At 42.4% G+C, this 12,695-nt stretch carries 11 protein-coding genes; 6 read left to right on the top strand and 5 right to left on the bottom strand.

Features of this window, described 5'->3' with window-relative positions; all coding sequences use genetic code 11:
• Window positions 1-70 precede the first annotated feature (70 nt).
• Window positions 71-1,075, bottom strand: coding sequence for a family 10 glycosylhydrolase (locus IQ224_RS08370; protein WP_194032825.1), 1,005 nt, complete (start codon window positions 1,073-1,075; stop codon window positions 71-73).
• A gap of 458 nt (window positions 1,076-1,533) precedes the next feature.
• Between IQ224_RS08370 and IQ224_RS23950 the strand changes: the two genes are divergently transcribed.
• Together IQ224_RS23950 and IQ224_RS08360 are read left to right on the top strand one after the other, a co-directional pair.
• Window positions 1,534-1,725: a hypothetical protein gene (locus IQ224_RS23950; protein ID WP_002748783.1), complete on the top strand. Its 192-nt coding sequence runs from the start codon at window positions 1,534-1,536 to the stop codon at window positions 1,723-1,725.
• Between the two features lie 441 nt (window positions 1,726-2,166).
• The gene (locus tag IQ224_RS08360) at window positions 2,167-3,060 is read left to right on the top strand and encodes a DUF4351 domain-containing protein (RefSeq protein ID WP_002748785.1); all 894 of its coding nucleotides are present in this window, start codon (window positions 2,167-2,169) and stop codon (window positions 3,058-3,060) included.
• A 42-nt stretch (window positions 3,061-3,102) separates the two neighbouring features.
• Here the strand turns inward: IQ224_RS08360 and priA are convergent, their stop codons facing one another.
• Both priA and IQ224_RS23945 read right to left on the bottom strand, forming a co-directional pair.
• On the bottom strand, window positions 3,103-5,592 hold the full coding sequence (gene priA, locus IQ224_RS08355) for a primosomal protein N' (RefSeq protein ID WP_002748787.1): 2,490 nt from the start codon (window positions 5,590-5,592) through the stop codon (window positions 3,103-3,105).
• 23 nt (window positions 5,593-5,615) lie between these two features.
• On the bottom strand, window positions 5,616-5,804 hold the full coding sequence (locus IQ224_RS23945; protein WP_084990098.1) for a hypothetical protein: 189 nt from the start codon (window positions 5,802-5,804) through the stop codon (window positions 5,616-5,618).
• 645 nt (window positions 5,805-6,449) lie between these two features.
• Between IQ224_RS23945 and IQ224_RS08350 the strand changes: the two genes are divergently transcribed.
• The 3 genes from IQ224_RS08350 to IQ224_RS08340 all read left to right on the top strand — a co-directional run bounded on the left by IQ224_RS08350 (window position 6,450) and on the right by IQ224_RS08340 (window position 9,268).
• Complete coding sequence (locus IQ224_RS08350) at window positions 6,450-7,583, top strand: RNA polymerase sigma factor, RpoD/SigA family (protein ID WP_002748790.1); 1,134 nt, start codon at window positions 6,450-6,452, stop codon at window positions 7,581-7,583.
• Between the two features lie 283 nt (window positions 7,584-7,866).
• Window positions 7,867-8,007, top strand: coding sequence for a hypothetical protein (locus IQ224_RS08345; protein ID WP_194032824.1), 141 nt, complete (start codon window positions 7,867-7,869; stop codon window positions 8,005-8,007).
• 100 nt (window positions 8,008-8,107) lie between these two features.
• The gene (locus IQ224_RS08340) at window positions 8,108-9,268 is read left to right on the top strand and encodes an aminotransferase class V-fold PLP-dependent enzyme (RefSeq protein ID WP_194032823.1); all 1,161 of its coding nucleotides are present in this window, start codon (window positions 8,108-8,110) and stop codon (window positions 9,266-9,268) included.
• A gap of 104 nt (window positions 9,269-9,372) precedes the next feature.
• On the opposite strand, the gene IQ224_RS08335 is transcribed toward IQ224_RS08340, so the two are convergent.
• Together IQ224_RS08335 and ruvB are read right to left on the bottom strand one after the other, a co-directional pair.
• On the bottom strand, window positions 9,373-10,149 hold the full coding sequence (locus IQ224_RS08335; RefSeq protein WP_002748796.1) for an RNA polymerase sigma factor SigF: 777 nt from the start codon (window positions 10,147-10,149) through the stop codon (window positions 9,373-9,375).
• A 524-nt stretch (window positions 10,150-10,673) separates the two neighbouring features.
• Window positions 10,674-11,750 carry a Holliday junction branch migration DNA helicase RuvB gene (ruvB, locus tag IQ224_RS08330; RefSeq protein ID WP_185240399.1) on the bottom strand — a complete coding sequence of 359 codons (1,077 nt, stop codon included), beginning with the start codon at window positions 11,748-11,750 and terminating at the stop codon, window positions 10,674-10,676.
• A gap of 23 nt (window positions 11,751-11,773) precedes the next feature.
• Here ruvB and hisF point away from each other — a divergent pair, with 23 nt between their 5' ends.
• The gene (gene hisF / locus IQ224_RS08325) at window positions 11,774-12,538 is read left to right on the top strand and encodes an imidazole glycerol phosphate synthase subunit HisF (protein WP_036401358.1); all 765 of its coding nucleotides are present in this window, start codon (window positions 11,774-11,776) and stop codon (window positions 12,536-12,538) included.
• The last annotated feature ends 157 nt before the right edge of the window (window positions 12,539-12,695 follow it).

Raw genomic sequence — 12,695 nt, 5'->3', positions numbered from 1 at the left:
TCCCCCCTTAGTCCCCCCTTAATCCCTTCTTAATAAGGGGGGCATCTGATAATTTTTAACGCCTACCTACTTAAAACCGAGGAATATGATTAAAAAGATGACGCATGACCACAAATTCCCAAGAAAATAACGAATAGCCATAACCCTGCTGCTCCACCGTCCTCACCTGAGCTTGTAAACCCTTTAAGGAAAAATCAGGATTCCAACCCGCATATAAACCCACCCCCACCGGCACATACCGGGAAGCTGTCGCCAGTCCCGATCCCGAAAGACTCGCCGCCACCTGATTGGGAGTTTTCCGATAGATCTGTAAGACCACCTCATCCACAATCCCTTGACGCACCCAATCCAACCAATTTTGATTATATTTATTCACCGCAAAAGAGTGAGGATTAGGCGAAAGACTCACCACCAACTTGGGATTAATCGCCTTGACATGATCATGTAACTTGCGGGTTAAATTCGTTAAAGCTTGACTTTTATTACCAAAAACACGCGGAACCGCCCAATGATCATCTAACTGAATCCCCGCCAAATCTTTTTCTTTTAAAATATCTTCCATATTCCCCAAAAGATAGGCTTGTACCTGCGGATTCGCCGGATCTAACCAGACATTGGTTTCCACCACCGTCTTCCCTGCGGGCGTTTTTAATAGCCAATCCGGATGCTTTTTGGCAATGGGATCCTTAGGCGATAACATCAAACCATACTCAAACCAAGCAAATGGCTTCAAACCCTGCCGTAAAGACTCCTTAACCGCTGCCCTCCAGGGATTGCTCAACGGCGGCACAAACAACCAATTCGTCGGACGTTGGGAAGTCGGATAAAGCGTTCCCCTAAACCCATAAACACTAAAATACACCCGGTCATAACCCGATCGCGAAAGATGATTTAACACCTCGTCTAAGGACGTAGTGTGATGTAACAATATCGTGCCAATATTGGTTAACCAAACCCCCTTCATCTGCTCATTTTCCACTGCCTTTCGGGGAGCCGCTCGGTGAGTAACCAACAACAAAAAAGCCACTCCAGCAACAATCCCAAGCCTCTTTAGGTACTTGCTAAACTTAACCATGATTGCCGATTAATCCCACCAAGATATTTGATAATAGTATTATTTTAGTCCGATTTTTGATATTCAGTTCATCATCAGCAGGCCCTATTTAGTCATACTAAATCTGGTTATTAAAAACGGTTCTTCGGTTTGTCTTATGCAATAGACGGGAGTTATAAGGGATGGAACCCTTATAGAGAAAGACATTGGGCGATTTTTGTCAATTGTTTTTTATCTAAAGCGAACTAATCAATTAAATCCCTTACCAGATAAAGATTTTGTTGATTTATGCCCCCCTATCGAACCATAACAAGTAACGAAGAGCCCGAAACACTTTAATCACAATCGCACCGGAAGAACAAGTTAGGATCAAGCAGCAAATCGAAGATTTACGCCGACTAATTCGGGATTTTGAACGGGAAAAATGGGATTTAGTCGCCAGCGAGAGTCAAGAAGAATTTTTTCCTGATGCCGAGGTAATGGTAGCAGAAATTGTCACAGAATTGACGGCAATTACCAAAGAACCACCCCCAGAACTTGCTTCTGCACAAATCTTAGAATTATTAAACCAAATTCTGGCTAAACTCAATCAACCAGAGCGATCAGCAGCAGCCAAATTAAAAGCGGCCACATCTACTATACCCACTTTTGTTTCCCTTTTGGGGCGATAAGCTGGCTCTTCTCGACTTTGTGTGATAATTTTTGCTTATGGAATCGTGAAATGTTTATCGGGTAACACTTTTAGGACTATTTTGTCGAAGAAACTATCAGTATGGACCTCGTTTCCACACAAAAACCAAAAGAGCCATAAGCTGACTAATTTAACAGCAAATGTCAATATCTATCTTGATCTAAGCAAATTTTAGAAAGTTTTTTTGTCGATGTTAATGTTAATTATCAGTAGTGGGAGATAAAACCTTAAGAAATGTCAATTATCGCTATTCTTACTGACCCTCAATAAATTAGAATCAGATCATAAATGCGATCGCTTGCTCAATTCTCGATGATTAATCTGGAGGCTAAAATCAGCAACTGAGGCAATTAACCTTTTTCAAGCTACCGAGTTTAGGTGGTAGTCACTGATAACTGATAACTGATAACTGGTAACTGAAATGACTCGCTTTATTTGGGATAAATTTAGCAAAGATTTCTTAGAAACCCTTCTTTCTCCCTACGGTACAGTAGTTGTCAGCAAAGAAGTCACCTCAGAAATTAAAGAAATTGATGTGTATTTTAATCCTAATATCTCTGAAATTCCCTCTCAGTTAGGACTATTAGGCAAATTATGCCAAAATCCCTGTTTATTGGAACCCTATCGCAATGGGATTACCCTTGATGGTATCAATGATTGTCTGTCCAAGCGCTTTGCTATCCGTGAAATCTTCCAGAGAGAAGCAAAGAGAAATAAACAGAGAATATCAGAGGAGGAGATACCTAAGTTATGGATTCTCACTCCCACAGCTAGTGAGCGCATTTTATCCCTGTTTACTGCCCAATTACAACCCAATTGGGGAGAAGGGGTTTATTTTCTCCCGGAGGGTTTCGGTACAGCGATTGTCGTCATTCATCAATTACCCGCAATCCCAGAGACATTATGGTTAAGATTATTGGGTAGAGGAGGAACAAGAGAGAGAGCTATCAATGAATTAGCGAGATTATCGCCGAATAATCCCCTAAAATCGGCTTCCTTAAACTTATTGTATAATTTGAGTAGAAATTTAGAAGCGTTATCGAAAAAAACACAGGAGGATAGGGAGTTTATTATGCGTTTAGCTCCACTTTACCAACAGGATAGGGAACAAGCGATTCAAGAGGGTGTACAACAAGGAAGACAACAGGGAGAAGCGTATTTACTCCTCCGTCAACTTCAGCGACGTTTCGGTGAAATACCGCAAAATCTTGAGGAAACCATCCGTAACCTTCCTGTGGAGCAATTAGAAGACTTAGGACTCGCCTTATTAGACTTTAACACTTTGACGGATTTAGATAACTGGTTGCACCCGTGAACAATAGCGATCTCGCGTTGCGATCGCATTATCCATCCCTGATTATTCTATCGTCAAGGGGTCCACATCGATCGCCATACTTACCTTGGGTAAAACTAAGCTTTTTAGGGGAAGAAAAAGACGACCGATATCAGCCTTTTCCCCCGATAATTTTAACAGAATTTGCCAGCGATAACGGTTAGCCACGCGCATAATTGTTGCGGGTGCAGGTCCCAAAATATCCCAATCAGAACCGAAATTATTAACACATTCCTCCGCGACATTTTCAGCACTTTTCTGCACTGCTTCCCCATCTAAACCACTAAAGCGAATTAAGACTAAACTGCCGTAGGGAGGATAATTTAAACCCTCTCTCTGCATTAATTCCGTCTCGACAAAACCCTCATAATCGTGGGTTTGCACTGCTCTAATCACGGGATGTTCGGGGGTATAGGTTTGGATAATTACCTTTCCTTCTGTTTCTCCCCTTCCTGCTCTCCCTGCTACTTGGGTGAGGGTTTGAAAAGCGCGTTCGGAGGCGCGATAATCGGAGTGATAAAGTAAACCATCGGCTGCCATTACTCCTACTAGGGTAACTCGCTCTATATCTAATCCTTTGGTGAGCATTTGGGTTCCGACTAAGACATCGAATTCACCATCAGTAAATAGTTTTAATAGTTCCCGGGGAGCATTTTTGTTGCGGGTGGTATCACTATCAAAACGCAAGCAGCGCAAATCAGGAAATTCTTTGCTTAATTCTTGGGTGACTCGCTGAGTGCCAGTGCCGAAAAATTTTAGATAGGGAGAACCGCATTCAGGACATTGTTTCGGATGGATGCGACCATAGTTGCAGTAGTGACAGCGGAGTAATTCTTGCGCTCCCGGTTCGGTGTGGTGGTAGGAGAGAGAGACATCACAGTGGGGACACTCCATCACATAACCGCAACTTCGGCAAGATACAAATGTACTATGTCCGCGGCGACTGACGAATAAAATTGCCTGTTCTCCCTTGTCGCGCAGGGTTTCCAGTGCTGAACGCAGGGATTGACTAAACAGGGAACGATTGCCTCGTTGCAATTCCCGTCGCATATCGACGATTTCCACCCGCGGTAAGGAGCGATTTTGAATGCGATCGGGTAAAGATAGGTAAAGACTGGGATTAGCTTGGGATTCTAGCCATGTTTCTAGGGATGGCGTTGCCGAGCCTAAAATTACGCGACAATGGTTTAATTGAGAGCGCCATTTAGCCACGGTACGCGCGTGATAGGTGGGGAGTAACTGACTTTGTTTAAAGCTGCTATCGTGTTCTTCATCGAGGATAATCATGCCTAGATGGGGTAAAGGAGCAAAAATCGCCGATCTCGTCCCGATAATAACTTGTGGGGTTCCTGTCAACATCTGTCGCCAGGTATCGTATCTTTCTCCTTCCGAGAGGGCGCTATGATAAACATAGACTCGATCGCCAAAACGGGCCACAAAGCGATCGCTTAGTTGCGGTGTTAATCCAATTTCGGGGACTAAAACCAAGGCAGATTTACCCGCTGCTAGGACAGTTGCGATCGCCTGTAGATAGACTTCTGTTTTACCCGATCCCGTCACTCCATGTAAGAGAGCGCTTTCCCCACCTTTTAGGGTTTGAATGGCTTCTAAAGCCTGTTTTTGACTAGAAGTGAGTGTTTTTGGTTGATCCCTGCTCATAATCGCCGAGGATAAGCGCAGAAATTCTCGATCTTGAATCACCACATAACCCTTGTCAATGAGCGGTTTAAAATGTTTTGTCCCCGCAAGTTGTGCCAATTCTGGCAGCCACATTTCTCCTCCCTGATGACGGAGAATTTCGACAATTTTGCGCTGATTTTCGGTTAAATCCGGAGGAAAGTCGGTTATCAGCAGGGTAATGGCTTTTTTTTGTTTAATATTAGGACTTTTGGGCGCTTCTAGATAACTTTCCACCCAACCGCGCTTAACTAAGTCTCGGATACCGTAATTGGCATTTTTTACTTTTTCTTGCAGGTATTTCGCCGAATAATCGCCTTCTTTTTGATTTTTGAGCAGGGATAAAATCTGACGGGAGAGGGGAGTACAAAAAACTTCGGCACCGGGGGGAATCGCTTCTGGTTTTAATCTGATGCGACGTTGGGAACTTCGCAGTAAACCCGTAGGTAAAGCGACGCGAACAACGGTGATTAAATCTGTTGCGTAGTATTGGGCGATTTTCGTCAATAACTGCCAATAATTATCGGGAAAAAAACCCTTAGCAATCACATCTTCCACGGGACGAATTTGATTTTCTTCTAGTTCTGCGGGCAAATTTTCGAGAAATCTAAGAGCAATTCCCCCAATTACCTGAGAACCGAAGGGAACGCTTAAAATATCGCCGATTTCTACTGTTAAATCCCGGGGGATACTATAGGTTAATATTTGCTGATCCTCTTGACTATCTCTAGGATAAGGGCGATCGACCAAAACCTCTAACCACGGTTGTCCAGTTGTGGTTAATTGGTAAGGTGTGCGAGGTTCCGCTACAGTTAGAGTAGCATGGCGATCGAGCATGGTTATCAGTTATCAGTTATCAGTTATCGGTGGCAAGTGGCAAGTGGGGAGAATGAGGTATTTAAATTATAGTTTAAAGCTTGAGGGCTCTCCCAGGTTTGGTGGGTAAAATGTATTCTAAGATACATTCCTCCTAGCGAGGGGGTGGAACGAACCACAAAGACACAAAGGACACAAAGATCGATCGATCCTATGTAAGTTAAACTTATCACACAGAACCTAGAAGAGCCGCTTGAGGGGAATAAAAATAGCTAATTTTCTCTAAAAACAGTTTAAATATTGCTTTTTTGTCCACAAATTCAGTTATCAGTGGCAAGTGGCAAGTGGGGAGAATGAGGTATTTAAATTATAGTTTAAAGCTTGAGGGGAATAAAACCAGTTAATTTTCTCTAAAAACAGTTTAAATATTGCTTTTTTGCCCACAAATTTTGATTTTTAGCTAGTGAAGTCTTCCCAAATGATAATTATTGACTATTGGCTATTAAATCGCACCATAGTTAGTCAAAAGTTGAGAATAGTTCTCAATAGGAAAAGCAAAGAATAGTAATAAAAAGCTGACTGCTATCTTGATTGTTAAGAAGGGTGATCTTTACCTAGTCAAATACTAAAAACCTTAGTTAGAGTGTATAAGTGGAAACCCTGAAAGTCTCCCCTATTCACCAGAAAATCTGATTATCTGGTGCGGCGATTTGTAACAATCCACACAGAAGTGCCTAATTATATCCCAGAAATGGCCGCCATTAATTAAGAAAACGTTTAAAAAATCTGCTCCCCGAAAATTCAATGTAACAATCAGCCCATTGGGAGAAACTAAGTTTTTCCCCCCTATTATAACCCCACTCCATCCATAACTGCTTATGAAAATCTCTAAACTAGCCGCTGATGATAATTTTAATCAAATCATTGCCCTGGAGACAAATCCTTTAGAACTGGACAGCGTGGATTTTGGTGAAAGAACTGACGAGGATATGACTGAATCTTTACCAGAAACCCTAAAAAACACCCGTGGGAGTAGTGGAACGGGATATGATAAAGGCAGCAATGAAGATACTGTTGGCGCATTTTTTAAAGAAATGGCTCGTTATCCCCTGCTTAGTGCGGAAGAAGAAATTGAATTAGCCTACTTGGTTAAGTTTCTCATGGAAGCGGAAGAAGTACGCCAAAAACTACAAGAAAATTTACATCGTCCCCCGACGAAAACGGAATGGGCGATCGCTTTAGAATTAGATAATGAACGTCAACTGGAAAACCGTCTTTATCGCGGACGAACAGCTAAACGGAAGATGATTCGTTCTAATTTGCGCTTGGTGGTTTCCATCGCTAAACGCTATTTAAATCGCGGGGTTCCTTTCTTAGATTTAATTCAAGAAGGTGCGATCGGACTCAACCGTGCGGCCGAAAAATTCGATCCTAATAAAGGTTATAAATTCTCTACCTATGCTTATTGGTGGATTCGACAAGCAATCACCCGCACTATTGCTAACGATGCGCGAACAATTCGTTTACCGATTCACATTGTCGAAAAACTCAATAAACTCAAAAAAGCGCAGCGCATTCTCAAGCAAGATTTACAGCGCAATCCCAATGAACGGGAACTCGCGGAAGCGTTAGAAATAACTCCCGAACAATTGCGGCAATTATTACAATTGCGTCGTCAATCTCTCTCTTTAAATCATCGTGTAGGGAAGGGAGAAGATACGGAATTAGTGGATCTTTTGGAAGATGATGATCTACAACTTCCCGAAGATAAAATGAATGAGATGATGATGCGTCAAGAAATTTTCGCAGTTTTAAGTGATGTTCTCACGGAACGGGAAAAAGATGTTATCTCCCTCCGTTATGGTTTAGCTACCAGTCAACCCTATACCCTAGAGGAAGTGGGGGGAATGTTCAATTTATCTCGCGAACGAGTACGTCAAATTCAAACTAAAGCGATGCGAAAATTACGTCGTCCTCAAGTCGCACGTCGTCTGAAAGGATGGTTACATTAATAATTTTTTCTAACTCGTTCTCTCCCCTCTCCTTTTTCTTGGAGAGCTTTTTTTTGTCGATATTTAGCTTAAAATTAAGATAAAGTTGATTGGCTCTCTTAGGTTTGGTGGGTAAAATGTATTCTAAGATACAGTCTTTGGAACGAACCACAAAGACACAAAGGACACAAAGATTGAGCGCTCCTATATAAGTTAAACTGGTCGCAACGCGCTCGCTACGCGAGATCACACAAAGAAGAAGAGATCCGCTGATTTTCTGAATAGATAGTCATAATACCTACCTATGAACCTACATCTTACCCGACAACAAGAGCATCTAATTCAACGGAAAGTGAAAACGGGAAAATATCAATCTCCAGAAAATCATCCTCTCATAGATGGAGAAACTTTTGTCACTGAAATTATTCATCGTTTTCAAAAATAGGTGATTATGTCATAAATATACTTGCTGGTCAGTATTTGGATACAATAGGCAATTTTTCAGCTATTTTTTCTAGTTCTCAATAAAATCAAACTAATTCAATATGTCTAAAAACTATTGGTTAATTCCCGATAATATTTATTTTCTCAACCATGGTTCCTATGGTGCAACCCCTAGAATAGTCTTGGATTATCAGCAACAATTGCGGGAACGAATGGAAAGACAACCCTTAGCATTTTTGGGGAGAGAATTAGAGGGTTTATTAGATATTGCTAGGCAAAAATTAGCGGATTTAGTCAGTGTAAATAGCGATGATTTAGTCTTTGTTACCAATGCAACCACAGCAGTGAATGCGGTGTTAAATTCCTTAACTTTTCAGGAAAATGAGGAAATTCTGATCACCGATCAGACCTATAATGCTTGTGCTAATGCAGTTAAACATATAGCTAAAAGATGGGGTTTAAAGGTAATTATCGCTAAAATTCCCTTTCCTGTGCAGTCTCCTTTAGAAATTAGTCAAGCAATTTTAGCATCTGTTTCTCCCCAGACAAAATTAGTAGTTTTAGATCATGTCACCAGTCCCACGTCCTTAATTTGGCCAATCGCAGAAATTGTGCAAGAATTAAATAATCTCGGTATTGATACTCTCATCGATGGCGCTCATGCTTTAGGTTTTTTACCCCTTAATATCGGGGCAATTAATCCCACCTATTATACTGCTAATTGTCATAAGTGGTTATGTAGTCCCAAGGGGGCTGCTTTTCTCTATGTGCGCGGGGATAAACAGGCAATAATTCGACCTTTAACTATTAGTCATGGGGCTAATTCTCCTCGACAAGATCGCTCCCGTTTTCAGTTAGAATTTGCTTGGATGGGAACCGATGATCCCAGCGCCTATTTATCAGTGCCAAAAGCGATCGAGTTTTTAAATTCTCTCTCTATTGATGGTTTACTGGGTCTGATGGCGAGGAATCATAATTTGGTTTTAAAAGCCAGAAATTTGCTTTGTCATGCCTTGCAGGTCAATTATCCCTGTCCAGAATCAATGATCGGATCGATGTCCTCAATTTTAATTCCTAGTTATGCTTGGATAGCAGAAGATTTATCCAGACAACTGTGGGAAAAATATCAGATTGAAGTGCCGATAATTCCCTGGGGAGAAGCATCATTAATTGTGAGGATTTCTGCTCACTACTATAATTCGATCGAGCAGTATGAATATTTAGCCGGGGTTTTAAATTACTTGCTATTGGAGCCAAGATAAGCTGGGAGAGAGGAGCATCGGAGCAGGGGAAAAAATCCATAACTGAGTTTTTAAAGTTGAATTGGGAGTTAATAACGGACTTGCTATGAGAACCGATAATTGGGCTAAAATGCCTCTTGGAGCATGGTTTCCTTGAGCATTTCTAAACCTTTTTTCACCCGACGGGAGACGGTAACAATACTAATGCCTAATTGTTCGGCGGTTTCCCGTTGAGTAAGATCTTTAAGGAAGACAAATTCGAGAATATAACGGGTTTTCTCTTCTAATTGAGCCAGTGCCTGTTGTAAACGAATGCGATCCTCTTGACAAAGTTGAAAGCTGCGATAACCGGGATCGGGAACGATGTCTTTTAAACAGGTGTTATTATCTTCATCGTTATTAACCGTCGCATCGAGACTAAGAGGTTCACGGTTTTGGAAAGCCAGTTTTACCTCTTGCCATTCTTCGAGCGAAATATTTAAAGCGAGGGAGATTTCCGTATCATTGGGTTGACGATTGTGGATAGTTTGAAAATCCCGACGCATATTTGCCGCTTGTCTCCCTAAATCTAACCAACGACGAGGAATGCGAACTGTGTAACCTTTATCGCGCAGATAGTGTTGAATCTCGCCACGAATATAGGGAATAGCGAAGGAACTAAAAGCATGACCTTTGCTGCTGTCAAAACGTTTGATCGCCCGAATTAGTCCCATACAGCCAACCTGCACTAAATCTTCGTAATTTTCATGGCATTGATTGACCCAATGATGAGCTTCCCTTCTGACTAATCCTAGGTTTAACCGGATAATTTGATCCCGTAACTGATTCTCCCCTGTTTTTTGGTATTTTTTAAACAGGGTAAGAGTTTCTAGTTTAAGATTTTCTTTATTTAGGCCAGACATAGGACGTTAACAGACTTAAAAAATCATTGACTATAAAAGCTCACTATTGCATAGCTCTGACAAATCCCAATACAGTCTAGATTGGAAGCGGCAAGCAATGGCAACAATGTAACTTACTACAATCTTGATCGTATGGTCTTTACATAAAGGCTTGTGTGATTTCAAGCAGTCAAGGCAGTATTTAAAGACACAAGTGAGCTAAAACGCTGGTAATTAGGGTTGGCTGAAAAAGTTGTTCCTAGAGGCAGGGTGTGGGGTGTGGGGAAGTGGGGAAGTGAGGTGTGAATTTGGCTCTACCGAACCTGTTATGTAAAACTATCAACAACTTATGATTGTAAAGCTTGTACACTAAGGCTTTGAGTTTTTGTTAAATTGATATTTATCAACTTTAGAGCATTGCTGTGCAGAGAGTGAGCTTGAGGAATTTTCTACAGTGTAAGTTCGGAAGAACCGTGAATTTTACGCCCGAAAAGTCTTAATCCAACAAGGTTTTTAGATTTATTCAGCCAACCCTATCTAGAAAACTAGAACTCGAACAAAGGTAAACTCCGATCCTTATTTTTCGGCAATTTCGCCAGTAAACCTAAATGTTCGTAGGCCGCTGCCGTCACTACGCGGCCCCGGGGAGTACGATGAAGATAACCTATTTGTAATAAATAAGGCTCATACACCTCCTCAATCGTCTTGGCATCTTCTCCTGTGGCTGCCGCTACTGCTTCCAATCCCACGGGTTTACCTTGAAACTGTTCGATCATCGTCTTTAATACTAATCGATCGGTCCAATCTAAACCCATAGAATCCACATTTAACTGATTTAATCCCTCAGCGGCTAACTGGGGGGTGATAATAGTTTCTCCCTTCACCTGCACATAGTCGCGCACCCGTTTTAATAAACGATTGGCAATGCGTGGAGTTCCCCGACTGCGACGGGAAATTTCGATCGCACCCGCTTCAGTAATGGGAATATTAAAAATAGTGGCACTTCTGAGCATAATTGCCGTCAATTCCTCGACCGTATAGAAACGCAGACGTTGAATCATGCCAAAACGATCGCGCAAAGGCGCAGTTAAAGAGCCAACTTTGGTAGTAGCACCGATTAAAGTAAAGGGAGGTAAAGAAATACTGCGAATTTTCGCCGCTTGACCCTTACCAATCGTCACATCTAGGCGATAATCCTCCATAGCTGGGTATAATAACTCCTCCGTCACCCGATTCAGTCGATGAATTTCGTCGATAAAAAGAATATCCCGGGGTTGAAGATTGATCAGGATGCCGGTAATGTCCCGGGGACGCTCTAAAGCGGGGGCGGCAGTAATGCGGCAATTTACTCCCATCTGGGCCGCTAAAATTAAAGCCATGGTGGTTTTGCCTAACCCCGGCGGTCCGTAGAAGAGCAAATGATCGATCGCTTCTTGTCTAGCTTTGGCCGCGGCGATGGTGACTTTTAGATTAGCTTTTAAGTCCTGTTGACCGATATAATCCTCTAGGGATTGTGGACGAATCTGCGCTTCTGCTTTTTCCGTTTCTTCTATAGTGGGATTGGGAGTGAGCAGATTTTCCTCGGCTGCCGGGGGGGAATTGTGCGATCGTTTGATGGCCATTGTTACAATCAAGAGTCTAGGATATGTTAGCGAAGCGGATTTTGCCTTGTTTGGATGTCAATAAAGGTCGGGTAGTTAAAGGGGTTAATTTTGTCAATCTTCAGGATGCTGGCGACCCCGTGGAGTTGGCCCGCTTGTATAATCAGGCAGGGGCTGATGAGTTGGTTTTTCTTGATATTACTGCTACCCATGAAGATCGCGACACGATTATTGATGTAGTCTATCGCACAGCGGAACAGGTTTTTATTCCTCTGACCGTGGGGGGTGGCATCCAATCCTTAGAAAATATTAAAAATTTGTTAAGAGCCGGGGCCGATAAAGTCAGCATTAACTCGGCTGCCGTGCGCGAGCCGGAATTGCTCGATCGAGCCAGCGATCGCTTTGGGAAACAGTGCATTGTGGTGGCGATCGATGCTAGACGACGTAAGGATGAGCATAACCCCGGTTGGGAGGTTTATGTTCGGGGTGGACGGGAAAATACGGGTATTGATGCTTTATTATGGGCCCAAGAAGTGGAAAAACGCGGGGCGGGTGAGTTGTTAATTACCAGTATGGATGCCGACGGCACGCAAGCGGGTTACGATCTGTCCTTGACAAAAGCGATCGCAGAAAGGGTGGAGATTCCTGTGATTGCCTCTGGAGGAGCGGGTAATTGTCAGCATATTTACGAAGCATTGACGGAAGGCCGAGCAGAAGCGGCTTTATTGGCTTCTTTGCTCCATTATGGTCAATTAACTATCGCTGAGGTCAAAAATTATCTGCAAAATCACCAAGTCCCCGTGCGTTAGCTAGGGAAAATGAGAGCAAGATTTACAGAACTTAATCTGGTGATTGAGTCGCTTTTTCGGGAAAAGGATTTTTTCAGGCTGCAAACCAAGAAGAGCAAAATTTAGACCTATTACTGAAAGCTAATGGCTGACGGCTGACAGCCGCGATCGAGCAAGC

Origin of the sequence: Microcystis sp. LEGE 00066 (genome assembly GCF_015207925.1) — a bacterium.
GTDB lineage: Bacteria > Cyanobacteriota > Cyanobacteriia > Cyanobacteriales > Microcystaceae > Microcystis > Microcystis ichthyoblabe_A.
Note: the sequence above shows the minus strand (reverse complement) of the source record. Positions and strands in the feature narration are given on the sequence as shown.